The organism is Actinosynnema sp. NPDC020468, from assembly GCF_040642015.1.
Lineage (GTDB): Bacteria > Actinomycetota > Actinomycetes > Mycobacteriales > Pseudonocardiaceae > Actinosynnema.
Map to the genome: position 1 here is coordinate 37,231 of NZ_JBFAEO010000048.1, position 26,959 is coordinate 64,189.

General features: G+C 72.3%; 28 protein-coding genes. 10 read left to right on the forward strand and 18 right to left on the reverse strand.

Going from position 1 to position 26,959, the window contains the following annotated elements; all coding sequences use genetic code 11:
* Positions 1-14 precede the first annotated feature (14 nt).
* Positions 15-389: a YccF domain-containing protein gene (locus AB0G50_RS28435; RefSeq protein WP_360114239.1), complete on the forward strand. Its 375-nt coding sequence runs from the start codon at positions 15-17 to the stop codon at positions 387-389.
* Here AB0G50_RS28435 and AB0G50_RS28440 read toward each other — a convergent pair.
* The 4 genes from AB0G50_RS28440 to AB0G50_RS28455 form a co-directional block, all read right to left on the reverse strand.
* Positions 386-1,174, reverse strand: coding sequence for a metallophosphoesterase (locus AB0G50_RS28440; protein WP_360114242.1), 789 nt, complete (start codon positions 1,172-1,174; stop codon positions 386-388). The two genes, AB0G50_RS28435 and AB0G50_RS28440, sit on opposite strands and share 4 nt — an antisense overlap.
* An 80-nt stretch (positions 1,175-1,254) precedes the next feature.
* Entirely contained in the window at positions 1,255-1,974 is a 720-nt protein-coding gene (locus AB0G50_RS28445; RefSeq protein WP_360114245.1) for a maleylpyruvate isomerase family mycothiol-dependent enzyme, read from the reverse strand.
* A gap of 24 nt (positions 1,975-1,998) precedes the next feature.
* Positions 1,999-2,793, reverse strand: coding sequence for an HAD-IIA family hydrolase (locus tag AB0G50_RS28450; RefSeq protein WP_360114248.1), 795 nt, complete (start codon positions 2,791-2,793; stop codon positions 1,999-2,001).
* Positions 2,794-2,811: 18 nt separating this feature from the next.
* A complete protein-coding gene (locus AB0G50_RS28455; protein ID WP_360114251.1) occupies positions 2,812-3,273 on the reverse strand; it encodes a MarR family transcriptional regulator in 462 nt (153 codons plus the stop codon).
* A 146-nt stretch (positions 3,274-3,419) separates the two neighbouring features.
* Between AB0G50_RS28455 and moaA the strand changes: the two genes are divergently transcribed.
* The 3 genes from moaA (at position 3,420) to AB0G50_RS28470 (ending at position 5,730) form a co-directional block, all read left to right on the forward strand.
* On the forward strand, positions 3,420-4,439 hold the full coding sequence (gene moaA, locus AB0G50_RS28460; protein WP_360114317.1) for a GTP 3',8-cyclase MoaA: 1,020 nt from the start codon (positions 3,420-3,422) through the stop codon (positions 4,437-4,439).
* A complete protein-coding gene (locus AB0G50_RS28465; protein ID WP_360114254.1) occupies positions 4,436-4,693 on the forward strand; it encodes a MoaD/ThiS family protein in 258 nt (85 codons plus the stop codon). Before moaA ends, AB0G50_RS28465 begins: the two co-directional genes overlap by 4 nt.
* Positions 4,694-5,064: 371 nt before the next feature.
* Entirely contained in the window at positions 5,065-5,730 is a 666-nt protein-coding gene (locus AB0G50_RS28470) for a transglycosylase family protein (protein ID WP_360114257.1), read from the forward strand.
* Positions 5,731-6,249: 519 nt separating this feature from the next.
* On the opposite strand, the gene AB0G50_RS28475 is transcribed toward AB0G50_RS28470, so the two are convergent.
* The 5 genes from AB0G50_RS28475 to AB0G50_RS28495 form a co-directional block, all read right to left on the reverse strand.
* Positions 6,250-6,675, reverse strand: a complete 426-nt coding sequence (locus AB0G50_RS28475; protein WP_360114260.1) for a molybdenum cofactor biosynthesis protein MoaE — start codon at positions 6,673-6,675, stop codon at positions 6,250-6,252.
* A complete protein-coding gene (locus AB0G50_RS28480; RefSeq protein ID WP_360114263.1) occupies positions 6,672-7,145 on the reverse strand; it encodes a MogA/MoaB family molybdenum cofactor biosynthesis protein in 474 nt (157 codons plus the stop codon). The genes AB0G50_RS28475 and AB0G50_RS28480 overlap by 4 nt, the downstream gene beginning before the upstream one ends.
* Entirely contained in the window at positions 7,142-7,609 is a 468-nt protein-coding gene (moaC, locus tag AB0G50_RS28485) for a cyclic pyranopterin monophosphate synthase MoaC (RefSeq protein ID WP_360114266.1), read from the reverse strand. Before moaC ends, AB0G50_RS28480 begins: the two co-directional genes overlap by 4 nt.
* A 9-nt stretch (positions 7,610-7,618) precedes the next feature.
* Complete coding sequence (locus tag AB0G50_RS28490; protein WP_360114269.1) at positions 7,619-9,001, reverse strand: NAD-dependent malic enzyme; 1,383 nt, start codon at positions 8,999-9,001, stop codon at positions 7,619-7,621.
* A 94-nt stretch (positions 9,002-9,095) separates the two neighbouring features.
* Positions 9,096-9,281 carry a hypothetical protein gene (locus tag AB0G50_RS28495; RefSeq protein ID WP_360114272.1) on the reverse strand — a complete coding sequence of 62 codons (186 nt, stop codon included), beginning with the start codon at positions 9,279-9,281 and terminating at the stop codon, positions 9,096-9,098.
* 389 nt (positions 9,282-9,670) lie between these two features.
* Between AB0G50_RS28495 and AB0G50_RS28500 the strand changes: the two genes are divergently transcribed.
* Both AB0G50_RS28500 and AB0G50_RS28505 read left to right on the forward strand, forming a co-directional pair.
* The gene (locus tag AB0G50_RS28500; protein ID WP_360114275.1) at positions 9,671-11,905 is read left to right on the forward strand and encodes a helicase-associated domain-containing protein; all 2,235 of its coding nucleotides are present in this window, start codon (positions 9,671-9,673) and stop codon (positions 11,903-11,905) included.
* 116 nt (positions 11,906-12,021) lie between these two features.
* The gene (locus tag AB0G50_RS28505; RefSeq protein WP_360114278.1) at positions 12,022-12,447 is read left to right on the forward strand and encodes a hypothetical protein; all 426 of its coding nucleotides are present in this window, start codon (positions 12,022-12,024) and stop codon (positions 12,445-12,447) included.
* A 134-nt stretch (positions 12,448-12,581) separates the two neighbouring features.
* Here the strand turns inward: AB0G50_RS28505 and AB0G50_RS28510 are convergent, their stop codons facing one another.
* From AB0G50_RS28510 to AB0G50_RS28525, 4 genes are read right to left on the reverse strand one after another with little or no spacing between them, the layout of a single operon-like run.
* A complete protein-coding gene (locus AB0G50_RS28510; RefSeq protein ID WP_033432210.1) occupies positions 12,582-13,187 on the reverse strand; it encodes an ATP/GTP-binding protein in 606 nt (201 codons plus the stop codon).
* On the reverse strand, positions 13,168-13,920 hold the full coding sequence (locus AB0G50_RS28515) for a DUF742 domain-containing protein (RefSeq protein WP_360114282.1): 753 nt from the start codon (positions 13,918-13,920) through the stop codon (positions 13,168-13,170). The genes AB0G50_RS28510 and AB0G50_RS28515 overlap by 20 nt, the downstream gene beginning before the upstream one ends.
* Before the next feature lie 31 nt (positions 13,921-13,951).
* Positions 13,952-14,371 carry a roadblock/LC7 domain-containing protein gene (locus tag AB0G50_RS28520; RefSeq protein WP_189221129.1) on the reverse strand — a complete coding sequence of 140 codons (420 nt, stop codon included), beginning with the start codon at positions 14,369-14,371 and terminating at the stop codon, positions 13,952-13,954.
* The gene (locus tag AB0G50_RS28525) at positions 14,368-17,658 is read right to left on the reverse strand and encodes a nitrate- and nitrite sensing domain-containing protein (protein ID WP_360114285.1); all 3,291 of its coding nucleotides are present in this window, start codon (positions 17,656-17,658) and stop codon (positions 14,368-14,370) included. Before AB0G50_RS28525 ends, AB0G50_RS28520 begins: the two co-directional genes overlap by 4 nt.
* Before the next feature lie 473 nt (positions 17,659-18,131).
* Here AB0G50_RS28525 and AB0G50_RS28530 point away from each other — a divergent pair, with 473 nt between their 5' ends.
* Positions 18,132-19,070, forward strand: coding sequence for an ABC transporter substrate-binding protein (locus AB0G50_RS28530; RefSeq protein ID WP_360114288.1), 939 nt, complete (start codon positions 18,132-18,134; stop codon positions 19,068-19,070).
* Positions 19,071-19,135: 65 nt separating this feature from the next.
* On the opposite strand, the gene AB0G50_RS28535 is transcribed toward AB0G50_RS28530, so the two are convergent.
* From AB0G50_RS28535 to AB0G50_RS28545, 3 genes are all read right to left on the reverse strand, one after another.
* Positions 19,136-19,666, reverse strand: a complete 531-nt coding sequence (locus AB0G50_RS28535) for a hypothetical protein (protein ID WP_360114291.1) — start codon at positions 19,664-19,666, stop codon at positions 19,136-19,138.
* A gap of 409 nt (positions 19,667-20,075) precedes the next feature.
* Entirely contained in the window at positions 20,076-20,843 is a 768-nt protein-coding gene (locus tag AB0G50_RS28540) for a hypothetical protein (protein WP_360114294.1), read from the reverse strand.
* Positions 20,844-20,925: 82 nt separating this feature from the next.
* The gene (locus AB0G50_RS28545) at positions 20,926-21,642 is read right to left on the reverse strand and encodes a hypothetical protein (protein WP_360114297.1); all 717 of its coding nucleotides are present in this window, start codon (positions 21,640-21,642) and stop codon (positions 20,926-20,928) included.
* Between the two features lie 218 nt (positions 21,643-21,860).
* On the opposite strand from AB0G50_RS28545, the gene AB0G50_RS28550 reads away from it, so the two are divergent.
* The 3 genes from AB0G50_RS28550 to AB0G50_RS28560 all read left to right on the forward strand — a co-directional run bounded on the left by AB0G50_RS28550 (position 21,861) and on the right by AB0G50_RS28560 (position 25,233).
* Positions 21,861-23,522 carry a DNA repair helicase XPB gene (locus tag AB0G50_RS28550; RefSeq protein ID WP_360114300.1) on the forward strand — a complete coding sequence of 554 codons (1,662 nt, stop codon included), beginning with the start codon at positions 21,861-21,863 and terminating at the stop codon, positions 23,520-23,522.
* A gap of 91 nt (positions 23,523-23,613) precedes the next feature.
* Entirely contained in the window at positions 23,614-24,282 is a 669-nt protein-coding gene (locus AB0G50_RS28555) for a hypothetical protein (RefSeq protein WP_360114303.1), read from the forward strand.
* A gap of 9 nt (positions 24,283-24,291) precedes the next feature.
* On the forward strand, positions 24,292-25,233 hold the full coding sequence (locus tag AB0G50_RS28560; RefSeq protein ID WP_360114306.1) for an o-succinylbenzoate synthase: 942 nt from the start codon (positions 24,292-24,294) through the stop codon (positions 25,231-25,233).
* Here the strand turns inward: AB0G50_RS28560 and AB0G50_RS28565 are convergent.
* The gene (locus AB0G50_RS28565) at positions 25,223-26,317 is read right to left on the reverse strand and encodes a CapA family protein (protein ID WP_360114320.1); all 1,095 of its coding nucleotides are present in this window, start codon (positions 26,315-26,317) and stop codon (positions 25,223-25,225) included. The two genes, AB0G50_RS28560 and AB0G50_RS28565, sit on opposite strands and share 11 nt — an antisense overlap.
* Entirely contained in the window at positions 26,314-26,466 is a 153-nt protein-coding gene (locus tag AB0G50_RS28570; protein WP_360114309.1) for a hypothetical protein, read from the reverse strand. The genes AB0G50_RS28565 and AB0G50_RS28570 overlap by 4 nt, the downstream gene beginning before the upstream one ends.
* Between the last annotated feature and the right edge of the window lie 493 nt (positions 26,467-26,959).

The window sequence follows — 26,959 nt, forward strand, 5'->3', positions numbered from 1 at the left end:
GGCAGGATGGGGGCGTGAGGACCCTCCTGAACCTGATCTGGCTGGTGCTGAGCGGTTTCTGGCTCGCCGTCGGGTACGTCGTGACCGGGATCGTCTGCTGCGTGCTGATCATCACCATCCCGTGGGGCCTCGCCTCGTTCCGGATCGCGAACTACGCCCTGTGGCCGTTCGGGCGGACCGTGGTGGACCGGCCGGGCTCGGGCGCGCCGTCGGTGATCGGCAACGTGATCTGGATCGTCGTCGCCGGCATCTGGCTCGCGATCGCGCACGCGGTCAGCGGCGTCGCGCTGTGCGTCACGATCATCGGCATCCCGCTGGGCATCGCGAACTTCAAGATGATCCCGGTGTCGCTGATGCCGCTGGGCAAGGAGATCGTCCCGGCGCCCTAGCGCCGCAGTTCGACCACCAGGCACGGGCCGCCGCTGTACAGGCCGGCGTCGATGGCCAGCACCTTGTCGTCGGCGTACCGCAGCGGGCCGTCGATCTGCTCCGGCGGCACGCCCAGCTGGTCGGCGATCACGCTGTGCCCGTGCACGATCTCCGCGCCGCCCAGGCACGCCATCAGCTCGTCCGCCGCGTCCGGACCGTCCGGGCCGCGGAACGCGTAGCGGGTGGTCATCTTGCGCCAGCACTCCCACCAGTGGTCGAGCTCGTCGCCGCGCAGCACCTCGCGGACCGCGTCGTTGACGTCCCGCAGCGCGGTGCCGTACTCGAGGTAGGCCATGGTGTCCGAGTGCATCAGCAGGTGGTCGTCCACCAGGTGCACCACGTCCCGGCTGGTCAGCCACTCGATGTGGGCCTCGGTGAGCCGGTCCTGGTCGCTGCGCAGGCCGCCGTTGAGCAGCCAGCTGCGGGCGAAGCTGCGCGGTGTCGGCGCGTTCGGCACGTTCTCGTCGCCGAACCGGTGCATGCCCAGCAGCAGCACCTCGTGGTTGCCGATCAGCGCGTCGACCCGGCCGCTGGACTCCCGCGCCTGCTCGGCCAGTCGCATGACGAACTCGATCACGCCGATGCCGTCCGGGCCGCGGTCCACGAAATCGCCGAGGAACCACAGCTCCGCGTCCTTGCCCAGCCAGTTCCCCTCCGCGTCCACGAGGTCGGAGGTGTGCAGGGCGCGGGTCAGCTCGGCGAGGTGCCCGTGCACGTCGCCGACGACGAAGAGCGGTCGTTCCACATCCGTGACCATAAGCGAACGACTACGTGCCGCGCACAGATCACGCAATTTCGCTACCCGGCGTGACGCCGCGTTCGCGTTCAGTTCAGCTTCTGCCAGTCGAGCACCCGGTGGGCGGCGTCCGCGTCGCCGGCGAAGACCGCCCGCTCGACCGGGAACCGGCCCCACAGCACGAGGTACAGCTCCTCGGCCGTGCCGGTGACCAGGGACGTGGGCTCGACGCCCGTCGTCACCGCCGGCGGGCGCGTGCCGTCGGTGGCGACGAGCCACGTCCGGTCCGCGTCGGTCGCCCGGAACCCCACCGCGACCGGACCGCCGTGCCACTCCGGGCCGACCAACAGCCGGGACAGGAACTCGTCGACGCCGTCGGCCGCGATGGCGGCGGGCACCGGCTCCTGCCGCCCCGCCGCCGCCCGCGCGTCCCAGCAGTGCACGACCGCCTCGTGCACCTGGCGGGACGCGACCTCGGCGGCCGTGCCCAGCTCGCCGGGGTTCCACCACGTCCAGGCAGGCCCGTCCGGGTCGCTGTCCCGCTGCACGGCCAGGTACCGGGCGTTGACCCGCAGCCAGCTGTCGAACGGGTCCGACCCGACGTCCGCCGCCGCGCGCGCCGCGGCCTCGTCCGGACGCGGTCCCCCGGCGAGCAGGACCTCCGTCCACCACGCCTGCACCACGGTCAGGTGCGCGACGAGGTCTTCGACCGTCCACCCGGGACAGCTGGGCACGGGTTCCGCCGACCGGCCGCGCACCGCCTCGGTGAACGCCGCTCCGTACTCCTCCAGCACCCGGTTGAAGTCCATGATCACCACAGTAAATGAGGGGCGTCAGTGCTCGTCCGGGAACGGGTTCGCGGAGTGCCCGACGAGGTCCGCGATCGAGTCGATCACCCTGGTCGGCCGGTACGGGTACAGCTCGGCCGTCGAGGTCGCCGAGATGCCGGTGAGCACCAGGATGGTGCGCAGGCCCGCCTCCAGGCCGCTGCGCACGTCGGTGTCCATCCGGTCGCCGATCATCAGGGTGTTCGCCGAGTGCGCGCCCAGCGCCCGCAGCGCCGACCGCATCATCAGCGGGTTGGGCTTGCCGACGTAGTAGGGCTCGCGGCCGGTGGCCCGGGAGATCAGCGCGGCGATCGAGCCGGTGGCGGGCAGCGAGCCCTCGCGCGACGGTCCGGTGGCGTCCGGGTTGGTCGCGATGAACTTCGCGCCCTCCTCGACCAGCCGGATCGCCTTGGTGATGGCGGTGAAGCTGTACGTGCGGGTTTCGCCCAGCACCACGTAGTCCGGCTCGCGGTCGGTCAGCACGTAGCCGATCTCGTGCAGCGCGGTGGTCAGGCCCGCCTCGCCGATCACGAACGCCGACCCGCCCGGCCGCTGCGAGTCCAGGAACCGCGCGGTGGCCAGGGCCGAGGTCCAGATCGACGCCTCGGGCACCTCCAGGCCGGTGCGCGAGAGCCGGGCGCGCAGGTCGCGCGGCGTGTAGATGGAGTTGTTGGTCAGCACGAGGAACGGGATGCCCGCCGAGGTGAGCTCGGCGACGAACTCGCTCGACCCGGGGATGGGGTGCTCCTCGTGCACGAGCACGCCGTCCATGTCCATGAGGTAGTTCCACTGCTCGGCCATGGGGGCAATGCTGCCAGGTCAGGCCTCGATCACCCGGCGGCGGAAGGTGTCGATGACCGCCAGGTGGTAGCGCTCCAGCACGTCCCGCTCGGCGGGCGTGAACAGGGCGAGCACCTCGCTGAGCGTCTGCTGGGCCCCCACGAACAGGTGACTGAAGCGCTGGGGGTCCACGGTGACCTCGACCAGCACCTTGCGGCGGTCGTGCGGGTCGCGCACCCGGCGGACGTACCCGGCCTTCTCGAGCCGGTCGATCACGCCGGTGACCGCGCCGGTGGACAGCCCGGACAGCTCGGCGATGCGGCCGGCCGTGACCGGGCCCTCCGCGCGGATCGCCAGGTCCAGGCACTTCTCGTCGGTCGGCGACAACCCCATCTGCTCCGCCACCCGGCTGTGGAACAGGATCGTGAGCGTGCTGCTCTCCCGGGCGTAGCGGCCGAACCGCTCCAACACGTCCGCCGGGACGTCGTGCTCGCTCGTCATGTCAAGTAATTTAGCCGCCGAGAGACCGCGGCCGACATCGTCCTCGTGCGTGGGACGCCGCGTTGTCCCGTATTCGACCCGTTACCCCGGCGGGTGGGCCGATTACCCTGGCCAGGGTGACAGCAGTCGACTTGGGACTACCCGGCGTGCCCGGCTCGACCGACCGCCCGGACACCGCGCGGCTGGTCGACCGGCACGGCCGGACCGCCACCGACCTGCGGGTCTCGCTGACCGACCGCTGCAACCTCCGCTGCACCTACTGCATGCCGGAGCAGGGCCTGGACTGGTTGCCGAAGCCCGCCGTGCTGACCGACGAGGAACTGGTCCGGCTGATCGACGTCGCGGTGACCCGGCTCGGGGTGACCGACGTCCGGTTCACCGGCGGCGAGCCGCTGCTGCGACCCCGGCTGGAGGACGTGCTGGCGGCCGTGGCGGCGTTGGAACCGCGACCCCGGATGTCGATGACGACCAACGGCATCACCCTCGCCGCGCGGGCGCGCGGGCTCGCCGCGGCGGGCCTCGACCGGGTGAACGTGTCGCTGGACACCCTGGTCCCCGCCCGGTTCGCCGAGCTGACCAGGCGCGACCGGCTCGACGACGTGCTCGCCGGGCTCGCCGCGGCCGTCGACGCCGGGTTGGCGCCGGTCAAGGTGAACTCGGTGCTGATGCGCGGGGTGAACGACGACGAGGCGGTGCCGCTGCTGCGGTTCTGCGTCGAGCGCGGCTACCAGCTGCGGTTCATCGAGCAGATGCCGCTGGACCCCCAGCACGGCTGGGACCGGGACCGGATGGTGACCGCCGAGGAGATCCTGGCGGCGCTGGGCGAGGCGTTCGAGCTGACGCCCGAGCCGGGCGAACGCGGCGGCGCGCCCGCCGAGCGGTGGCTGGTGGCGGGCGGTCCGGCGACGGTGGGCGTGATCGCGTCGGTGACCAGGCCGTTCTGCGCGGCGTGCGACCGGACCCGGCTGACCGCCGACGGGCAGCTGCGCAACTGCCTGTTCAGCCGGTCGGAGACGGACCTGCGGGCGGCGCTGCGGTCCGGCGCGTCGGACGAGGAGTTGGCGGACCTGTGGCGCGGCAACGCGTGGGCCAAGGCCGCCGGGCACGGCATCGACTCGGACGGGTTCCACCAGCCGGACCGACCCATGAGCGCCATCGGAGGATGACGGTGAACCTGACGGTGCGGTACTTCGCGGGCGCCCGCGCGGCGGCGGGCGTCGCCGACGAGCGGCTGGAGCTGACCGCGCCCGCGACGGTCGCCGAGGTGCTGTCGGTGGTCGGCTCGCGGCACGGCGACGGGCTGGCGCGGGTGCTGGCCGCGTGCAGCTTCCTGCTCGACGGCGTGGCGGTCCGGGACCGCGACACGCCGGTGCCCTCCGGAGCGTCGCTGGACGTGCTCCCACCCTTCGCCGGTGGCTGACACCAGCGGTGGAACCACGTGAGCCAGACCTCACTTTGGGTAGTTTATTTCGGCCGGTCTCGGAACGGAAACGGGACGGTAACGGGCCTTCTAGCTGGCTAAACGCGAGGGTCGAAGCTTCACTCCATAGCGTTACAGTGACGTGCATCACAGCCTGTTCCGTTTGGCACGACTTCCCCGGTTACGTACCGTCGCTTCTCGGTTGGCCCCGACCGACCACGAGCAAGATCCGGGACGCCGAGCACCTCACCTGTCCGACGGCCCCCGGCACCAACCCCGAGCGAGAGAAATCCGCCGGACAGGGCGACGAGTGGCAGCACCGGGAACCCGAGCCCGAGCCACTGGCCGAGGTGCGGTGGGCTGAGAGGGAAATGGCTTCTTACCGAGGCAAGCACCGTCCGACCGCTGTCCGCACGATCGCGAAGGTCGCCGTCGCCGGCGTCATCGCGGGTGTGCCGCTGGCCATGGCCGTCGGCACCGCCGAGGCCCAGGGCTCCGGCGTCAACTGGGACACGGTGGCCGCGTGCGAGAGTGGCGGTAACTGGAGCATCAACACCGGCAACGGTTACTCCGGCGGTTTGCAGTTCTCGCCCGGCACGTGGGCGGCGAACGGCGGCAGCGGCCAGGCCTACCAGGCCTCCCGCGAGGAGCAGATCCGCGTGGCGGAGAACGTGCTGGCGTCGCAGGGCATCGGCGCGTGGCCGAACTGCGGCCCGAAGGGCCTGAACGGCTCGGCGGCCCCCGTGCAGCGGTCCGCCCCGGTCCAGCAGCAGCAGTCCGCGCCGGTCCAGCAGTCGGCCCCGGTCCAGCAGCAGCAGTCCGCGCCGGTGCAGCAGCAGGCCGCAGCCCCGGTGGTGGTGGCCCTGCCGACGACCAACCCGAACGGCGACTACGAGGTCAAGGCGGGCGACAGCCTGTCCAAGATCGCGGAGGAGCAGAAGGTCGAAGGCGGCTGGCAGAAGCTCGCCGAGCTGAACAAGGAGTTCATCCCGAACCCCGACCTGATCATCCCGGGCTACAAGATCGCCACCAAGTAGTCGGGACGCACCACGCCACGGACCCACCGCCATCCCGGCGGTGGGTCCGAGTGCGTTGCGGGCCGAGCGAGGACGGCCGCGCCTCGGGCTGGTTTCGAGCGCTGCGGGCCAGGACGAGGCCGGCTGGTCACGCCCCGGGCGATGGGTCCGAGCGCTGCGGGCCAGGCGACGACGGCCGGCCGAACTCCGAGCGGCGAGTTCGACCGCAGCGGGCCAAGGCGAGGCCGGCCGCTCGCACCCCCGGGCGGCGGGTTCGAGCGTGTTTGGTGAGAGCAGCCGGCGCACACCCCAGGCCCGCCGGCACGAGGTGTCCGCGAGTGGTGGGCTCCGGCCGCTGCGGTCGACTGCGCACTGAGTGTCGGCGCGGACCGCTCCTCGGCGCGGACGGCGCGTCCTCTGTCGGCCCGGCGCGGTCCTCGGGTCGGCGCGGAAGGCGCGGCGCGGTCGGTCTGTCGGCGCGGTGTGCCGATCAGCGCGGCCGGTGCGCTCGACGTGCTCGCCTCGTGGCCGTGCTCGCGGTCAGGGGCAGTTGACCCACTCGTCGGAGCCGTCCGCGAAGACCTGGCGCTTCCACACCGGCAGGCGGCGCTTGACCTCGTCCACCAGTTCCGCGCACACCGCGAAGGCCTCCTTGCGGTGTTCCGCCGACACCGCGACCGCCAGGGCCACGTCGCCGATCTCCAGCGGACCCACCCGGTGCGTCACCGCGACCGCGCGCACGCCCTCGAACGCCTTCACGACGTCGGTGACCACCTCGGCCACGACGTCCGCCGCCGACGGGTGGCCGACGTACTCCAGCGACCGCACCGACCGGCCGTGGTCGTGGTCGCGCACCACACCCGCGAACGTCACCACCGCGCCCGCCGCCGCGTGCTCCACGAGCCGGGCGTGCTCCTCCACCGACACGACCTCGTCGGTCACCGTCGCCCGCAACACCGACGTCACGCGTGATCACCCCCGGCAACCTGGTCGACCGCGTGCTCCAGCACCTGCCCGAGCACCTCCAACCCGTCCCGCACCCCGCCGGTCGAACCCGGCAGGTTCACCACGAACGTGCGCCCCGCGACACCGGCCACGCCGCGCGACAGCACCGACGACGGCACCCGCGGCCACCCGGACATCCGGATCGCGTCCGCCACGCCCGGCACCTCGAAGTCCAGCACCGCCCTGGTCGCCTCGGGCGTGCGGTCGGTCGGCGTGACGCCCGTGCCGCCGGTCGTCACGACCACGCGCACCCCGTCGGCCACCGCCTCGCGCAGCGCCTCCTCGACCGGGTCGCCGTCCGGCACCACGACGGCGTCCGGCACCGCGTAGCCCCGCTCGCGCAGCCACGCCACGATGATCGGCCCGCTGCGGTCCTCGTAGACGCCCGCCGCGGCCCGGTTCGACGCGGTGACCACCCGCGCGGTGCTCACGGGCGCACCCAGAGGCCGGTCTTGCCGCCCTCCTTGCGCTCGACCCGCACCGCGTCCAGCGTCGCGGCCGGGTCCACCGCCTTGACCATGTCGTGCAGGGTCAACCCGGCGACGGCCACCGCGGTCAGCGCCTCCATCTCCACGCCCGTGCGGTCGGTCGTGCGCACCGTCGCGGTGATCAACACCTCCGCGTCGGCCAACTCCAGGTCCAGCTTCACGCTCGACAGCGCGATCGGGTGGCACAGCGGCACGAGTTCGGACGTCCGCTTGGCCGCCATGATCCCGGCGATGCGGGCGGTGGCCAGCGCGTCGCCCTTGGGCAGGCCGTCGCGGCCGAGCAGGCCCACGACCTCGGTGGTCGTGCGCAGCCGGCCGGACGCGACCGCGGTGCGCGCGGTCTGCTCCTTCTCGGACACGTCGACCATACGCGCGGCGCCGGTCGAGTCCAGGTGCGTGAACGGCATGACCGGATGTTATGCGTTCGCGGCCTTCCGGACGGCTTCGGCGACGGCGGGCGCCACGGAGCTGTCGAACACGCTCGGCACGATGAAGGAGGCGTTGATCCGGTCGCCGTCCACCACGTCGGCGATCGCGTTGGCGGCGGCCAGCAGCATCGCGTCGGTGATCGTCTTCGCGTTCGCGTCCAGCAGACCGCGGAACACGCCCGGGAACGCCAGCACGTTGTTGATCTGGTTCGGGAAGTCGCTGCGGCCCGTGGCGACGACGGCGGCGTGCTTCTGCGCCTCCATCGGGTCGATCTCGGGGTCCGGGTTGGCCAGCGCGAACACGATCGCGTCGTGGTTCATCGTGGCGACCTGCTCGGCGCCGAACAGGTTCGGGGCGGACACGCCGATGAACACGTCCGCGCCGACCAGCGCGTCGTGCAGCCGACCGCTGACGTTCTCCTTGTTGGTGGCCGCGGCGATGGACTTGAGGTTGTCGTCCAGGCCCGGCCGGTCCCGGTGCACGATGCCGTCCACGTCGACCGCGACCACGTCGCCCGGCTCCTGCTTGAGCAGCAGCCGGATGATCGCGCTACCCGCCGCGCCGACGCCGCAGACCACGAGCTTGCAGTCGGAGATCTTCTTGCCGACCACCCGCAGCGCGTTGCGCAGCGCGCCGACGACCACGATCGCGGTGCCGTGCTGGTCGTCGTGGAACACCGGGATGTCGAGCTTCTCGCGCAGCCGGGCCTCGATCTCGAAGCACCGGGGCGCGGCGATGTCCTCCAGGTTGATGCCGCCGTAGACCGGCGCGATCAGCTCGACCGCGCGGATGATCTCCTCGGTGTCCTGGGTGTCCAGGCACACCGGCCACGCGTCGACGCCCGCGAACTTCTTGAACAGCGCCGCCTTGCCCTCCATCACCGGCAGCGCGGCGGCCGGGCCGAGGTTGCCCAGGCCCAGCACGGCCGAGCCGTCGGTGACCACGGCGACCGTGTTGCGCTTGATGGTGAGGCGACGGGCGTCGTCCGGGTTCTCCGCGATCGCCTGGCACACCCTGGCGACGCCGGGGGTGTAGGCGCGGGACAGGTCGTCGCGGTTGCGCAGCGGGACCTTGGACGAGATCTCGATCTTGCCGCCGAGGTGGACCAGGAACGTCCGGTCGGACACCTTGCGGACCACGATCCCGGGCAGCAGGGCCAGGGTGTCGGTGATGTCCTTGGCGTGGTTGGCGCTCAGGGCGTTGCAGGTGAGGTCGATGACCACCCGGTCGGTGTGCGACTCCACGACGTCGAAAGCGGTGATCACCCCGCCGGCCCGACCGACGGCCGATGTCAGATCACCGGCCGCGCTCGCCGAGGGCGGCGCCTCCAGTCGGACGGTGATCGAATAACCAGGGCCGGGGACCGGCATCGAACCTCCCAGAACGCGTTCCGCGGTGGTCGAAGCCTAGTCCCGGCACCTTTACGGAACGCGCGCGACTCGACGCCGCGCGCGCCCGTACGGACTAGCGGTTGATCTCGGTGACCGGGTGGTGGTAGCCCAACTGGTCGACGGGCAGCGGGAACGTCACAGTGCCGAAGGGCGACATCGCGCCCTGGGTCTCGCTCGCCAACTCGCTGACCGCGTACTTGCCGTCGGCCGGCGGCTCCGGCCAGTGCGGGTCGATGCGCTCGGGACGGGCCTTGGCCACGATTCCTCCTCGGTGGTGCCGGTCTGCGCCCACAAGTGTGCCTTACCCCCGCCCCGCACCCGCGAGACCTCCGGCACCACCGGACGGAGTCGACCCGGTGCCGCGGAGTCCGCGCCGCGAGCCGGCGCGACGGAGCCGACGTCGCGGCCGAGCGGCGCGGACCCGGCGGCGCGGGTCGGACAGCGCGGGTCGGACAGCGCGGGTCGGACAGCGCGGGTCGGACAGCGCGGGTCGGACAGCGCGGACCCGGCGTCGCGCGTCGTGCGGTGTGGCCGGAGGCGAACCGACCCGGACGTACCGGGCGGAACGTGCTGCTCGGGCGGATCTTCGGGCCTTCGGCGCGGAGGACTCCTGGGGGCGAGCGGGGCCGGGCATATACCGTGGTGGGGATGTCCGGCGGCACGTTGGCTGAGTGGTTGCGGGGGCGGGAGGATTCCGCGCTCGTGGCGTTGTTGCGCGCGCGCCCGGATCTGGCGACGCCGCCGCCCGCGGACACGACGGTGCTGGCGACCCGGATCGGGTCGCGGGCGTCGGTCGCGCGGGCCTGCGAGGACCTCGACACGTTCACCCTCGCGGTGCTGGAGGGGTTGCTGGTCGTCGACGCCGACCAGCGGCCGACCAGCGCGGACCGGCTCGCCGAGCTGTTCGGGCGGGACGTGCGGGACGCGCTCGCCGTGCTGCGGGCGCGGGCGCTGCTGTGGGGCGAGGACGACGCGCTGTCCACGCCGCCCGCCACCCGGGACGCGGTCAACCCGTTCCCGTGCGGCCTCGGTCGGTCGGCGCCGGCGCTGGCCGAGGCGGACCTCGGCGGGTTGGGCGAGGACGAGCGCCGGGTGCTGGCGACGTTGGCCGCCGGACCGCCGGTCGGCCAGACCAGGGACGCCGCGCACGTCGTGTCGCTGGCCAGGGCGCAGACCCCGATCCAGAAGCTGCTCGCGCGCGGCCTGCTGATCCGCCGGGACGCCCAGACCGTCGAACTGCCCCGCGAGATCGGGCTGAAGGTGCGCGGCGACCGGCCGCTGGCCTCGGCCGCGAGCGCCGAACCGCCGTTGACCACGCGGTCGCTCGACCCGGTCGGCGCGGACAGCACGGGCGGCGGCGCGGCGCTGGAGCTGTGCCGGCACGTCGAGGGTCTGCTCACGGCCTGGTCCGCGGAACCGCCCGCGGTGCTGCGGTCGGGCGGGCTCGGGGTGCGCGAGGTGCGCCGGCTCGCCAAGGACCTGGGCGTGGACGAACCGCGGGCCGCGCTGCTGGTGGAACTGGTGGTCAACGCCGGCCTGGTCGCGGACAGCGACGGAACCGAACCCGAGTGGGTGCCCACCACCCAGGCGGACGGCTGGTTGACCGCCGGGCCGGAGCACCGGTGGGCCACGCTCGCCCAGGCCTGGCTCGACCTGCCCCGACTGCCGGGGCTGATCGGCGGGCGCGACGACCGCGACCGGCTGCTGAACCCGCTCGCCCCCGAGCTGAACCGGCCCGCCGCGCCGCGCGACCGCCGCCGGGTGCTGGAGGCGCTGGCCGCGCTCGACCCGGGCACGGCCGTGCCGGACACCGCCCAGCTGGCCGCCGTGCTGGCCTGGCGCGCGCCGCGCCGCGGTGGCCGGCTGCGCGACGAGCTGGTCCGCTGGACGGTGGACGAGGGCACCGCGGTGGGCGTGATCGCGCTGCACGCGCTGACCTCGCAGGGCCGGACCCTGCTGTCCGAGGGTGGCGGCCCGGCCGCGAAGCGGTTGGCCGACGTGCTGCCGCCGCCGGTCGACCACGTGCTGGTGCAGGCCGACCTGACCGTGGTCGCGCCCGGCAGGCTGGAGCCGGAGCTGGCCGAGGAGATCGCGCTGGTCGCGGACGTGGAATCGGCGGGAAGCGCGACGGTCTACCGGGTGCACGAGGGCTCGGTGCGGCGCGCGTTCGACGCCGGCCGCACCGCCGCGGACCTGCACGAGCTGTTCCGGTCCCGGTCGCGGACGCCGGTGCCGCAGTCGCTGACCTACCTGCTGGACGACGCCGCCCGGCGGCACGGGCGGTTGCGCGGCGGCACGGCGGGTTCGTTCCTGCGCTGCGACGACCCGGTGCTGGTGGCCGAGGTGCTGGCGCACCCGGTGGCCGAGCGGCTGGACCTGCGCCGGATCGCGCCGACCGTGCTGGTGTCGCCGCTGCCGCTGGCCGAGGTGCTGGACGGGCTGCGCGGCGCCGGCTTCGCGCCCGCCGCCGAGGGCCCCGACGGACGGGTGCTCGACCTGCGGGAGAGCGGGCGCCGGGTGCCGGGCAAGGGCCGCCGCCGGCCGGTGCCCGCCGCCACGCCGTCCGAGGAGCAGCTGGGCGAGCTGGTGCGGCTGGTGCGGGCGGGCGACCGCGCGGCGCGCACGACGGGCGGCACGCGGGTGTCGGTGCCGGGCCACCTCGGCGCGGGCCCCTCCGCGACGCTGGAGCTGTTGCAGCAGGCCGCGAAGGACGGTCGCAACGTGCTGGTGGACTTCGTGGACGGGCACGGCACCGCGGCCCGCCGGTTGATCACTCCGCACCTCGTCGGCGGCGGCGTACTGGAAGGGGTGGACGTCGCCTACGGCGAAGTGCGCAGGTTCCCCCTCCACCGCATCACATCCGCCGCAATGGCCGAAAGCTAGCTCACTCTCCGTGTTCCATCGTTCGTGAGATGCGTCCACCCGGTGGTGATCTCGTTTCCCTCTAGCGTCTGAGTGGGCGTTTCGGACGTCCACCCGGACTACAGAGGAGCACCAGAATGGCCATCTTGCGCAGGGGAATGCTCGTGCTCGCGGGTGTCGCCGCGGCCTGGGCTTTCGCCGCCGGCACCGCCAACGCCGACACCGCGACGCCCACCGACGACACCGCGACCGTGGTCGCGAACGTCGACGCGGTGGTGGACGCGACCCTCGGGGGCACGGATGCCGTCGCCACCGCGACCGACGTGGTGGACAGCGCCGCGGCCACGGTCGACGGGGCTGCCACGGCCACCGACGTGCACACGACCACCTCGGGCGTGGTCGTGGACCTGAACGGCGGGATCGACATCGACCTCGACCTGGTCGCCCACCTGAACCTGCTGGGCATCCACATCGACATCAACGGCGGCGGCCACGACGGCGACGTCGTCGGCGGTGGTCTGCTCGGCGGTGGCGGCCTGCTCGGCATCATCCACATCGGCTGACGTCGGCCCCGGGGCGCGCGGTTCACGCCCACGAAGCCCGCGGCGGGCACAACCTGCCGTTGTCGGAACAGTGCAGTAAACCCCGAAGGGCGGTCTCCCACGAGGAGACCGCCCTTCGGGCGTTCACGAACGCGTCAGCCGGCGCGGACCGACATCCACTGGCGCATGGCGTGTTCCACCAGCGTGATCAGCGTCTGCTTCGTGGACTGCCGGTTGCGGGCGTCGCACGTCACTATCGGCACGGACTGGTCGATCGTGAGGGCTTCCCTGACGTCCTCGATGCGGTGGTGCAGCAGGCCGTCGAAGCAGTTGACCCCCACGACGTACGGCAGCTGCCGGTCGTCGAAGAAGTCGATCGACGCGAAAGCGTCGGCCAGCCGCCGGGTGTCCACGAGCACGATCGCGCCGATGGCGCCGCGCACGAGGTCGTCCCACATGAACCAGAACCGGTGCTGACCCGGCGTACCGAAGAGGTACAGGATCAGGTCCTGGTCCAGTGACACCCGACCGAAGTCCATGGCCACCGTGGTCGTGACCTTGTTCGGCGTGGCCGAGAGGTCGTCGACCCCGGCGCTCGCCTCGGTCATGACCGCTTCGGTGGTCAGCGGAACGATCTCCGACACGGAACCGACGAACGTCGTCTTGCCCACGCCGAAGCCACCGGCCACCACGATCTTCGCGGAGGTCGTCGGCTTCCGTGCGCCTTCGGCCGCGTTGGGGCTAGAGCCTGCGAAGCCCACTGAGCACCCTCTCAAGGAAATCGATGGACGGCCGGTCCCCCACGACCAATCCGCCCTGGTGAATCAAAACCAAACCCATGCTCGCCATGTCGCCGATCAGCACCCGCACCACGCCCAGCGGGAGCCGGAGGTGAGCGGCGACCTCGGCCACCGACCTGGTGTCGGTGCACAGACCGCAGATCGACCGGTGTTCGGGGAGCACCGCCGCGTCCCTTTCGAGGCCGCGGTCGCTGGTCGAGACCAGCGCCTCGATGGCGAGATCGTAGTCGGGCCGGGTGCGGCCACCGGTCCGCGTGTACGGGCGGACCAGCGACCCCGACTCCGCCGCGGGGTTCTCCTCGCGACGGACCACCGGCTGCGGGCCGGTGGTGTAGGGCAGCTGTTCCGGCACGCTGTCGGGCAGGCCGTGGGCACCGAACAGGTCGGCACCCGGACCCCCGAACAGCCCGCTGCCGTACCCGTCGATGTCGAACCGGTTGGGGACGTCGTCGTAGTCGTACGACGAGTCGTCAACCTCACGCTGAGACATATCGTCTTGCCCCTGCCCTGTGCCTTCTACCCGCGGTGTCCGCTCCGCTCGGACCGGCCGCGGGTTGGGTGCGTCGTCGGCTTCCTCGTCCTGTGCGGGGTCGTCGGCGTCCGGCTCATCAAACTGGAAGCCATCGGCTGCCCACTGCTGGTAGTTGAACTTCCTACCCAAGCCGCGGCCTCTGGCGCCAGATCTCTCAGCCATTTACCTCTCACCCCCACGATCTCATGAGGATCTACCGCCGAACCACACCCTGGAGCTGCGCACGCAGCTCCGGGGTGAGCTGCTGGCCCACGCGCTCGACCAACAGGGTCATCTCGTACGCGACCAAACCGATGTCGCAGTTGGGTGCGGCGAGTACGGCGAGGCACGAACCGTCGCTGATCGACATCAGGAACAGGTAGCCCCGTTCCATCTCGACCACGGTCTGGTTCACCGCGCCCGCCTCGAAGCAGCGCGCTGCTCCGGCGGTGAGGCTCACCAGGCCTGACGCGACCGCGGAGAGCTGCTCCGCGCGGTCACGCGGCAGGCCCTGCGAGCCGGCGAGCAGAAGCCCGTCAGCCGACACGACCACGGAATGTGCGACACCGGGTACCCGGCGCACGAAGTCGGTGATTAGCCAACCGAAACTGCCTGGCTGAGCTGCGGTCGTCACTCCTGCTCCTCGTCTTGCCGGCTCGACATGTCACCAGCGTAAGCGTCGATCAAAGCGTGTCGCCCACGACGGACGCCCTGCTGAAGACTCGACATGCGTCCACGGATGGCGTCAGCCGATCGTGGTGGCAGCGGGGGCCGCTGCGGTTGCCGCTCCGCCTGGGGTTTGGGAGCGGCGCTTCCCGGCACAAGCTGAGCCTTGGGCACCCGTTTGGGCAACCCTGCCTGTGTCGTGGTCTCTGGGGCCTTGCTGAGCAGGGCCTGTGCTGCCTGCCAACCTTCGTCGGCGGGAGACTGCCACGCCGGCTCGGCGGACTCGGCCGCGGGTTCGGGCTCGGTCACCGGTTCGGGCTCGTGGACCGGTTCGGGCTCGGTCACGCGCGGCGCCTCCGGTGTGCGCTTGGGCGGGTTGTCGGACGTGCGCGGCTGCCGCTTGGGCAGGCCGCCCTCGGTGAGCGACGGCGCGCTCTCCGCCGCCGGGGTCTCCCGGCGGGTCGTCGTCGGCAGGGGGTCCTCGGTGGTCGTCGGCGCGACCGGTGGCACCGGTCGGGGCTTGCGGGTCGGCAGGGCCGTCTCCTCCCGCGCTACTGGCTCGGACTCCGGTTCGGGCTGGGGAGCCGGTGGAACCGCCTGCGCGGTCGCCGCCGAGGTCTCGCTGCCCACGGCCTGGAACCACTGGGAGAGGACGGCCTCGTAGATCGGCAGTCGCTCGGTCGGTGCGTCCAGGTCGTGCTCGATCTTCCTCCCACCCCCCGCGACGCCGTTGGCCGACCAATCCGGAGCAGTGCCGTTGCGCCGTTCGGGCTCGACGGCGACCGGTTCGGGCTCGGGTTCGGGTTCCGGCTCGACCGGCTCCTCGACCGCCGGGTCGAGGAGGGTGCCGTTGAGCAGGCCGCCGTCGAGGACGGGCGCGAACTGCGTCGTCTCGAAGCCGTGGCCCGCGTCCTCCTCGTCGCGGTCCTCGTACGCGGTGAACAGCGTGGGCTCGCCGAAGGAGCCGACGGGCTCGTTCTCGAGGTCGCGCTCGACGGGCTCGTCGCCCATCGGCAGCCACGGCTGGGAGATCTCCTGCGAGGTCTCCTCGGGCGCCTCGGCGCCGAACGACGGCAGGCCGGTGACGGCGTGGGAGTCGGACTCCCCGTCGCCCTGCACGAAGCTGACCGGGAAGGCCGGCTGGTCGTCCTCGATCCGCGGCGTGACACCGGTGAACGCGCCGGCGATGCCGCTGGCCCGCTCCGCGGTGTTCTGCTGCGGCGGCGCGACCGTGCCGAAGAACGGCGTCTCGGCCGGGAACGGCGACACGGCGGGCGCGCCGGGCGACTGGACCAGCGTCTCGGGGACCACGACGAGCGCGGTGGTGCCGCCCTCGATGTCCTCGTTGCCGCGCAGCCGGACCCGGATGTCGTGCCGCTTGGCCAGCCGCGCGACCACGTACAGACCCATCCGGCGGGACACCGCGACGTCGACGTCCGGCGGGTTCGCCAGCCGCTCGTTCGCGTCCCGGATGTCCTGCTCGCTCATGCCGACGCCGCGGTCCTGGATCTCCACGGCCAGCTCGCCCTTGCGGGTGCGCGCGGTGCGGACTGTGACCTTTGTCACGGGGTCCGAGAACGCGGTGGCGTTGTCCAGCAGCTCCGCGATGAGGTGCACGAGGTCGTTGACCGCGCGACCCTGGACGGTGAGCTCCGGGGTTTGGCCGACCTGCACGCGGGCGTACTGCTCGACCTCGGACACCGCGGCGCCGAGGACCTCGGCCGCCGGCACCGGGCGGGTGAGCCGCCGGGAGAGGTCCGTTCCGGACAGGACCAGCAGGTTCTCGCTGTTGCGGCGCATGCGGGTCGCGAGGTGGTCGAGCTCGAAGAGGCTCGCGAGCTGGTCCGGGTCCTGCTCGTCCTGCTCCAGCCGGTCGATCAGGTTCAACTGGCGCTCGACCAGGGCCTGCGAGCGGCGGGAGAGGTTGACGAACATCGAGTTGACGTTGTCCCTCAACAGCGCCTGCTCGGCCGCCAGCCGGACCGCCTCGCCGTGCACCGCGTCGAAGGCCCGGGCCACCTGGCCGACCTCTTCGCGGGTGGTGATCGGCACCGGGTCGATGGCCGTCTTGGCCGCTTCCTGCGGGTTCGGGTCCGCGAGGATCCGGCCGACCGCCTCGGGCAGACCGTGGTCGGCGACCGCGAGGGCGGTGCGGCGCAGCGTGCGCAGCGGGTTGAGGATCGACCGCGCCACGAACAGCGCCATGACCAGGGCCAGCAGCAGCGCGCCGAGCACGATGCCGGAGTCGCGGAACGCCGCGGAGCGGGCCGCGCCGGTCAGCTCGTCGGTGCGGTTCTGGAGCTGCTCGAGGAGCAGGTTCTCCACGTCCCGGGTGAGGTTCACGGTCAGCGTGGCCGCGATGTCCCACTTCTCCGGGCGCAGCGACTCGAGGCTCTGGCCGTTGGTCGCCAGGTTGAGCGCCGACTCCTGCATGTCGTTCGCGGTGTCGACGATCAGACCGGTGACCGTGTCGTCGTAGATCTTGGCCTGGTCGGGGGTCGCGGACTTGCGGAAGTCGTTGCGCGCCGCGTCGAGCTCCGCGTTGGCCGCCAGCAGCGCGCGCTGCTGGTCGCCGGTGAACTCGCCGCGCTGGAAGACGTCGAGCATGATGCCGCGCTTGCGCGACTCCTGCTCCTTGATCCGCGCGATCGCGTTGGTGGCGAGGTGCAACCGCACCAGGCTGGGGTCGTTGATGCCCGCGATGGCCTCTTCGCCCAGGTCCAGGAGGCTCTCGACGGACTCCGAGTAGGTGCGGAGGACCGCGTCGGAGGGGTACTGCGTCTCGCGGACCGCGCCGCGGAGGCTGTTGAGGCGCTTGAGCTGCTCGGCGGCGCGGCGGAAGCGCGTCACCGTGTCCTCGGACAGGTCGCCGCTCAGCTCCACGATCTTGTTGTTCAGCGCGTCGGTCGCGTCGTTGACGCGCTTGAGCTGGCGGTCGAGGACCACCCGCTGATCGGCGCTGCGGCCGGACGCCACGTGGCTGGTGCTCAGGTCCCGCTCGCGCTGCAACTGCTGCACGAGGTCGGCGACCGAGGCCTCCAGCTGGATCTGGTTCGCGAGCTGGTTGAACTCGGTGGCGTCGGCGAGGTCGGAGTTGACCCGCAGACCGCCCAGCGCGAGCGCCGCGATCGTCGGGATCAGCAGCACGGCGGCCAGCTTGGTGGGCAGCCGCCAGTTGCGCAGCCGCCACCCCGCCGTCCGCGCATTCCGCTTCCGGATATCCGTGGCGGGGCCGGCACCGGTTGAATCGGTCACAGCTCCATCACGCAGCGCAGTCACTCCATCACCCAATTCGGGTCTTTCGGAGCGCGGTGGAATCCCCACGCCTGACTGGCTGGGACCTCTCTCACGTCGGGCCACCCTGGGCTTCCTCTTCCGGCAGCAGTGTTCCCCGGCCTCTCCCCACGGACCGAAGCATGGACTAGAAAACGGGCCGAATTGCAGCACAGAGGTGGTGTCGCCGGCTAGGGCACCCCACGCAACCGCACGGGGGCACAAGTGCCCGCAAGACCTGTGCCACCGGCCGTGCAGCGTAGTGCCGACCCCCTGCTTCGGGGAAGACTCCGTAAGCACTCACCGTATCGATCAGGGCTGTCTTTCATACCTCCGGGTGGTTACCATCCCCGCAGTCGACAACTCCGCGACTAATTCGGTTGATCAAATAGACCCGCGCTCCGGCGAGAGGTGCCATGCCTACCCCAGCACGTGTTCTCCGACGTGCGGCAGCGTTGTTCGCGTGTGCCGCCACCCTGACGGCGTGCGGCCTGCTGCCGGGCTCCGGCGGCAGTGACCAGACCCAGGTGGAGCGCAACACGCTGCGCATCGGCGTCATGCCGGTGGTCGACGTCGCGCCCCTGAAGCTGGCGCTGAACAACAAGCTGTTCGAGAAGGCGGGCCTCCAGGTCCAGCTGGTCACGGTGGCGAGCGAGGCCGAGGGCATCAAGCAGCTCGACACCACGCTCGACGTCACCTGGGCGAGCCACGTGAACCTGTTCACGCAGGTCTCCAAGGGTGCGCAGCTCCAGCTCCAGGGCGAGGCCTACCAGGCGGGCGCGAACTCGATGGCGCTGGTCACGACCAACCCGGACTACACGACGCCGGGCAAGCTGGCGTCGCCGCGGATCGCCGTGAACGACGTCAACGACATCGGCGCGCTGACCACGAAGGCCGTGCTCAGGACCGCCGGCGTGGAGAAGGGCCGGATCCGGTTCAACGAGATGGGCTTCGACCAGATGGCCAACGCCCTGACCTCGAAGACCGTCGACGCGGCGTGGATGGTGGAGCCGTACATCACCAAGGCGCAGCGCGACATCGGCGCCCGGATCCTCACCGACACGGCCGTGGGCCCCACCAAGGACTTCCCCATGTCCGGGTACGCGGCCAGCAAGAAGTTCGCCGACGCGAACCCGAAGACGCTCGCCCTGTTCCGGTCCGTGCTGCGGGACGCGCAGCAGGCCGCGTCGAACGACAAGCTTTCCGTGCAAGACGCGCTGACCGGCTATGTCGACGTCGACCAGCAGACCGCGGCGCTGGTGTCGGTGGGCACGTTCCCGCTGTCGCTGAACCCCGTCCGGCTCCAGCGGGTGGCCGACATGATGGACACCGAGGACGTGTTGCCCGGTCGTTTGGACGTCGGCGGGCTGCTACCCCCTGGAACGGCCAACTGAGTCGAGTTCGAAAACCGACCCGCGGGGGGCGTCCTCAAGTGAGGACGCCCCCTATTTTTTCGCGTTTACGCCTCGGCGAGACAAACCGTGGTCGCAGGCTGTGAGTACACGAACACGATCTCGCCCGCTTCGCACGCGCTGTTGTCCGCCGTGCCGGCGGCGACCTTAGTCACCTTGTGCGTGGCGGATGAATCGCAGGTCACCTTGGTCGTTTTGCCCGCGACGACGGTGCCCTCCTGCGCGAAGCAGTCACCCGGCGCGGCGTTGAGCATCAGGCACAGCTTGTAGCCGTCGCTGCGCCGTCCGCCGCGTTCGGAGTACTCCGAGTAGTCGCCCGAGGGGCAGGAGTCGGTGCCGCTGTCGAGGTTCGCGGCCACCTTGAAGGCGGCGTCGGCGCTGCCGCAGTCGACCTTGTCCACGTCCGCGTCGGTCACCGTGACGCGGTTCACCCGGACGCACTCGCCCGGGTCGGCGCCGGACGGGCCGGTGGCGTTGGCGATCAGGCCGGCCACCACGATGCCCACCACGCCCACGACGACGGCCGCGATCAGCAGCTTCGCGCCGCGTGGCGTGCCGCCCTTCGGCGCCGGTGGCACCGGGTTGACCTGCGAGTACCGGGGTGGGTGAGGCTGCTGCGGCCCGTAGGGCGGCGGTGGCGCGCCGTAGGGCGGCGGTGGGCCGACGGGCTGCGGTGGCGCGCCGTAGGGCGGAGGGTGGCCGACCGGCTGCGGTGGCGCGCCGTGCGGAGGTGGACCCGGAGGGCGCCCGTCCCGGCCGGGCGGCGGGTACGGCGGCGGGTGGGGTGGCGTGGTCACCGTCGGTGTCCTCTCGGCTCGGGCGGGGGCACCGTAGCGCCGACCGCCCCGCCACCGCAGGTGATCACCCGATTACCGAAAGACCTCCCCCGCCGGGGCGAGGGAGGTCGTTCCCGGCGGACCGGGGGTGTTTCTCCGGGCACTGCCCGACAAGCATCGGGCGCTGTCGAACCACCCGTTCGGCGTAGTGCTACTGCTCGGCGGGTGCCAGGCAGTAGGTCACGGCCGGCTCCGGATAGGACATGCCGGCACCTTCGGGGCACTTCGAGGTGTCGGTGTCACCCTGGAGGACCTTGGTCACCTTGATCGTCTCAGCGCCCGAGCAGGCGGTCTTGACGAAGTCCGAGCCGGTGTCGCTCGGCTTGTAGCAGGCGCCCTCGGTCATGTTGGGCAGCAGGCACAGCTTGTAGCCGTCGCCCGCGCTCGACGCCGGGGTGACCTCCGAGTAGAGGCCCTCCTCCGGGCACGTCGCGTCGGAGGACTGGAGCACCTTGCCGACCTTGTAGGTCGCCTTGTCCTCGCCGCAGCCGAGCGTGTCGACGTCGACCGTGGTCTCGCCGGACTTCTCGGCCACGCTCACGCAGTCGCCCGCCTGGGCGGACGTGCCGGAGGTGAAGTAGCGGACGGCGAACACGCCGACGCCCACCACGACGACGGCCAGGACGGCGATCAGCACCTTCTTCAGCGTGCCGCCGCCGGCACCCTCCTTGCGCGGCTCGTCCTCCTCCTCGTCCCGCGCCTCCTGGCCGGGAGCGAGGAGGTACGGGGAGGACGACTGCTCCGGCTCCGGCGCGACCGGCGGCGGGGTGACGGGGTGAGCGGCGGCCTCGGCGGGCGTGTCCGGCGCGGGGGCCGGCGGCACCTCCGGCGACGGCGGCGTCGGCGCGTCGGCGCCACTCGGCTCCGCGGACGGCACGGCGCCCTCGGCCTGGTCCGGCTTGTTCGGGTCGTTGCTCATCATCATCCTCGCTGGGGCGGGTGTGCGCGTGACCCGACCGAAGGTAGCGGCACGCGCGCGCCACCCTCGGCGGAGGTGGGGATCAGGCCCCTTCGGCGGGCACGAAGCAGAAGGTCAACTTCGGCTCGGGGAAGGTGAGCGGCGTCGCCTGGACCTCGGCGCAGGCCGCCTCGTCCTCGACGTCCTTGATCTTCTTCACCAGCTTGACCACGCTCGCACCGGAGCAGTCGACCTTCTTCAACCCCATGTTGAGGGTGTTCATCAGGTCGTAGCAGCCGCCCTCCTCGAGGTTCGGCACCAGGCAGAGCTTGGTGTCCGGGCCGCGGCGCTGGGTCTCGGTGTACTCGTCGTAGCTGCCGCCGCAGGACGCGGTGGTCGAGTCGAGCACCTTGCCGACGGTGTAGTTGGCCTCGGCCGAACCGCAGTCGACGGTCTTGTACTCCGGCTTGACCGTGGTGCCGGTGACGCTGGCGCAGGCGCCGGCCTTGGTCTGCGCGGCGTCGCTGCCGAAGTAGTTGATCGCGTAGCCGACGGCGACCACGACCACCACGCCGATGATGCCGCTGACGATGCGGGCGCCGACACCCTTCTTCTTGGGCGCGACCGGCTGCGGCTGGCCCTGGAAGGGCTGCTGCGGCGGGTACGGCTGCTGCGGCGCCTGCTGGTAGGGCTGGCCCTGCGGCTGCTGGCCCTGGTACGGCTGGCCCTGCGGCTCGCCCGGGAAGGGCTGGCCCTGCGGCTGACCCTGGTACGGCTGCTGCGGCTGCTGGGGGTACTGCTGGGGTCCGGGCGCGTTCATGTCGACCTTCGTTCATCCATTCGGGATTGCCGCGGTTCGATTCCACGTCTGGGTGGTACGCGGCAGGCGCAGGCACGCTAACCGGCCGCCAACCGAGAAGTGGTCGGCTTTACCAAAACGAGTCCGTGCGCTCAGCGTCACAGCCGGGTCACTCGAGGCCATCGACTTGCACACGGTTGGAACACTGTAGGGACACCAACCGACAGGAGTGCCCTCTCGTGACCGACGGCCCCTTGATCGTCCAGTCGGACAAGACGCTGCTGCTCGAGGTGGACCACCCGCGGTCCGACGAGGCGCGCACGGCCATCGCGCCGTTCGCCGAGCTGGAGCGCGCGCCCGAGCACGTGCACACGTACCGCGTCACGCCGCTCGCGCTGTGGAACGCCCGTGCCGCCGGGCACGACGCGGAGCAGGTGGTCGACGCGCTGGTCCGGTTCTCCCGCTACCCCGTGCCGCAGCCGCTGCTGGTCGACGTGGTGGACACGATGGGCCGGTACGGCCGGCTGGTGCTGACCAACCACCCGGTGCACGGGCTGGTGCTGGCCTCGTTCGACCGCGCGGTGCTCGAAGAGGTGCTGCGCAACAAGAAGGTCAAGCCGATGCTCGGCACCCGGCTGGACGACGACACCGTGGTGGTGCACCCGTCGGAGCGCGGCCGGCTCAAGCAGCTGCTGCTCAAGGTCGGCTGGCCGGCCGAGGACCTGGCCGGGTACGTGGACGGCGAGGCGCACCCGATCGACCTGGTCGAGGACGGCTGGAAGCTGCGCGACTACCAGCGGATGGCCGCACAGGCGTTCCGGGCGGGCGGGTCCGGCGTGGTCGTGCTGCCGTGCGGCGCGGGCAAGACGCTGGTCGGCGCGGCGGCGATGGCCGAGGCGGGCGCGACGACGCTGATCCTGGTCACCAACACGGTCGCGGGACGGCAGTGGAAGCGTGAGCTGGTGGCGCGGACGTCGTTGACCGAGGAGGAGGTGGGCGAGTACTCGGGCGAGCGCAAGGAGATCCGGCCGGTGACCATCGCCACCTACCAGGTGATCACCCGCAAGTCGAAGGGCGAGTACCGGCACCTGGAGCTGTTCGACTCCCGGGACTGGGGCCTGATCGTCTACGACGAGGTGCACCTGCTGCCCGCGCCGGTGTTCCGGATGACGGCCGACCTCCAGTCCCGGCGGCGGCTCGGGCTGACCGCGACGCTGGTGCGCGAGGACGGCCAGGAGGGCGACGTGTTCTCGCTGATCGGCCCGAAGCGGTACGACGTGCCGTGGCGCGACATCGAGGCGCAGGGCTGGATCGCGCCCGCTGAGTGCACCGAGGTCCGGGTGACGCTGACCGACGCCGAGCGGCTGGAGTACGCGACGGCCGAACCCGAGGAGCGCTACCGGCTCTGCTCCACGGCGCGCACGAAGGTGCCGGTCGTGCAGGCGGTGCTGGCCAAGCACCCGGACGAGCCCGCGCTGGTGATCGGGGCGTACCTGGACCAGCTGGACGACCTGGGTGTCGCGCTGGACGCGCCGGTGATCCAGGGTTCGACCAAGAACAAGGAGCGCGAGGCGCTGTTCGACGCGTTCCGGCGGGGCGAGCTGCGGACCCTGGTGGTGTCGAAGGTCGCGAACTTCTCCATCGACCTGCCGGAGGCGTCGGTCGCCGTCCAGGTGTCGGGCACCTTCGGGTCCCGGCAGGAGGAGGCCCAGCGGCTGGGCCGGCTGCTCCGGCCCAAGGCCGACGGCCGCCAGGCGCACTTCTACTCCGTGGTCTCCCGGGACACCCTCGACACCGACTACGCCGCCCACCGCCAGCGCTTCCTCGCCGAGCAGGGCTACGCCTACCGGATCGTGGACGCCGACGACCTGCTCGGCCCCGAGCTGCCCAAGATCGACTGATCGCCGCCGTCGCCCGGGTGGTGATCGACACGGCTGTGGGTGATCGCTAGTTTTGGGTGGACTGGTTCTGCGGCCCGACGGTCGGTGGCGGATGAGTGTGGTTGTGCTGGGGTCGCCCGAACCCGGGTGGTTCGCGTGGCGGCCGGGTGCCGACCGGTCGGCCGCGGTGCGGGCGGCGACGGTCCGGGCCCGACGGCGGGTCGGGGTGTGGGTGGCGGGCGCGGGCGGCGCGGCGGGCGTCGTCGGTGGCGTGCTGGTCGGCGGCGCCGTCGGCGTGCCGGTCGGGATCGCGTTCTTCGTGGTGGCGGCGGTGGTGTCGGTCGCGCTGATCCTCCTGTTACCCGTGCGGGTGTCCGAGTGGGACGTGGTGCTCGCGGGGTCGGCGGGCGACGTGGTGCACTCCGACGAGTTCTTCGGGTTGGACGAGCAGCGCCGGCGTGGGCGGCGGCTGTGCGAGTCGTTCCTCGCCGCCCGCGGTTCGAAGGCCAGGCTCGACCCGGTCCGGGTCGGCCAGGTCGAGGTGCTGCTGTGGCGGGTGCTGTTCGCGTTGCGGGACAGCCTGACCGTGCGGCGGGCGTTGCGGCAGGCGGTGAACCGCGAGGGGTTGAGCGCCGCGATCGCCGAGTCGACCCGGGCGCTCGGGTCGGTGGACCGGCGGGTGGACGAGTTCGCGTCCGCGCTGCGGATCCTGGCCGAGGAGGCCGATCCCGAGTTGGCCTGCGCGGCACTGCGGCGGGTGGCCGCGCTGGACCCGCTCTAAGCTCGACCGGTGGTCCTCGTCTACTCGATCCCCCTGCGCAACCGGTTCCGCGGCATCACCGTGCGGGAAGGGGTGCTGTTCGAAGGCGCGCACGGCTGGGGCGAGTTCTGCGCGTTCCCGGACTACGACGACACCGAGTGCGCACCCTGGTTGGCGTGCGCCGTGGAGGCCGCCGAGCAGGGGTGGCCCGCGCCCGTGCGCGACCGGATCCCGGTCAACTGCACCGTTCCCGTCGTGTCGCCGGAGAAGGCGCACGCCATCGTGACCCGGTCCGGCTGCACGACCGCCAAGGTGAAGGTGGCCGATCCCGGCGCGTCGCTCGCCGACGACCTGGCCCGGGTCGAGGCGGTCCGGGACGCGCTCGGTCCGGGCGGGCGGCTGCGGGTCGACGCGAACGCGGCGTGGGACGTGGACACGGCCGTGCGCGCGTTGCGCGAGCTGGACCGGGTGGCCGGCGGGCTGGAGTACGCGGAGCAGCCGTGCCCGGACATCGAGCAGTTGGCCGCCGTGCGGCGCCGGGTGGACGTGCGGATCGCGGCCGACGAGTCGATCCGCCGGGCCGAGGACCCGATGAAGGTGGCCGTGGCCGGCGCGGCGGACCTCGCGGTGATCAAGGTCGCGCCGCTCGGCGGGGTCCGGCAGGCGCTGAAGGTCGCCGAGGCGGCCGGGTTGCCGTGCGTGGTGTCCTCGGCGGTGGAGACGTCGGTGGGCATGGCGGCGGGGCTCGCGCTGGCCGGCGCGCTGCCCGAACTGGACTTCGCCTGCGGGCTCGGCACGCTGTCGCTGTTGGACGGCGACGTGGCGGGCGACTCGCTGACCCCGCGCGACGGGTGGCTGCCGGTGCCGACCGCGCCGCCGGTGCCCGACCGGTACGCCGAGTTCGCCGCGGACGAGCGGACCGCGGCGCGCTGGCTGGACCGGCTGCGGCGGGTCCGGGCCGTCACCGGCTGATCGGCGCGCCCAGCGACAGCACCACGGAGTCCGTGCGCCCCAACGCTTCCACGCGACGTGGCGACTCCGGCGCGACGGTCAGGTCGACCACCCGGATCGGTGGTCCGAACTCGACCAGCGTCGGCACGTACCGGGCCTCGTCGACCGCCCACCCGGTGGCGCCCTTCACGAACCTGAAGCGCACCACCACTCCCTCCTCGGTCTTGCCCTGCGGCTCGGAGTGCCGGGCGACCTCGTTGCCCATGCCGTAGACGACCCACTTGCCGCCGATCCGCTCGACCGGCTGCACGGCGTGCACGTGGGTGCCGAGGATCAGGTCGACGGCGGGGTCGGCGAGCACGGCCCGGGCGATCTCCCTCTGCTCGTCGGTCGCCTCGTGCCGGTACTCCGCGCCCCAGTGCAGCGAGGCGACGACGACCTCGGCGCCGGCCGCCTTCGCCGCCCGTGCCGCGGCGATCACCCCGTCCGCGGTCAGCTGGTTCGCCCGCCACGGCTCGGGCAGCGGGATCCCGTTGAACCCGTAGGTGAACGAGACGTGCCCGACCTTCACCCCGCCCACGTCGAGGATCAGCGGCGTGGCGGCCTCGGCGGCGGACCGGTAGGAGCCGGTGTGCCGCAACCCGACCGCGTCGAGCCGGTCCAGCGTGGTCACGACGCCGTCCACGCCGCGGTCGAGGGTGTGGTTGGACGCGGTGGAGCAGCTGTCGTAGCCGAGGTCCTCGATCGCGGTCGCCACCTCGGGCGGCGCGCTGAACGCCGGGTAGCCGTAGGTCGGGGCGCCGGGCGCGGACAGCGGCGTCTCCAGGTGGCAGATCGACACGTCGGCGGCGACGGCCTGGCGCAGACCTGCCAGCAGGGGCCGGAAATCGCGCGCGCCGTCCTGGTCGGCCTGTTCGGTGAGGGCCGGGTGGACGAGGATGTCGCCGCCCGCGGCGAGGGTGAACGACGGTGGTGGGGCGGGGGTGCTGCTCGTCGGGGCCGGTGTGCTCGGGCTCGGGGTGGCGGTGGGCGCGGTCGTGCACGCGGCGAGGAGGGCGAGGCAGGCGGCCGACCCGAGGACCGACCGCCGGCCGCGCGGGGTCAGCGGTTCCGCCTTCGGCGCAGCAGGACCACCAGCACCACCACCCCGGCCAGGATCGGCAGCACCCGCGTGAGCAGCGGTGACCGCGACGGTTCGTCCGGCAGATCGGGCACGGCGTGGAGTCGTCGTTCGGCGACGGCTTCGGAAGTCACCCCTCCAGCGTCCTCCGCCGCGCCCGGTGGTGCCAGGTGGTCTACCCCCTGGATCGCACTCCCGCGGGCACCACCCGCGAACGTAGGCTCATGGGACAACCACCATCCCGCCCGCCACGGGGCCGCGCGGGATCGACGGAAGCCAACGCGCACAACGGTTCTCGGGCTCCGTGCAGCCGGAGGGGCCGCTCGACCACCCGGCACCTCGGCGGCCCACGCGCCGCGCGCGACGGGGCGTGGCGTGCGGGTCGGGGCGCCGCGCGTGACGGGCCTCGCTTCGGTCGGCGGGTGCCCGCGGTCCTACTGCGCCGTGTGGCCACACGCGCCGGACGCACCGATTCGGCCGGGTGCGCGCAGTCGTACAACGCCGTGTGGCCACACGGCGTCAGACGGGGCCGGTTCGGCCAGCGGGTGCCCGCAGTCCTACCGCGCCGTGTGCTCGTCCTTGATGACGTTGGCGAGCCGGCGGACACCCACGCGGATCCGCTCGGGC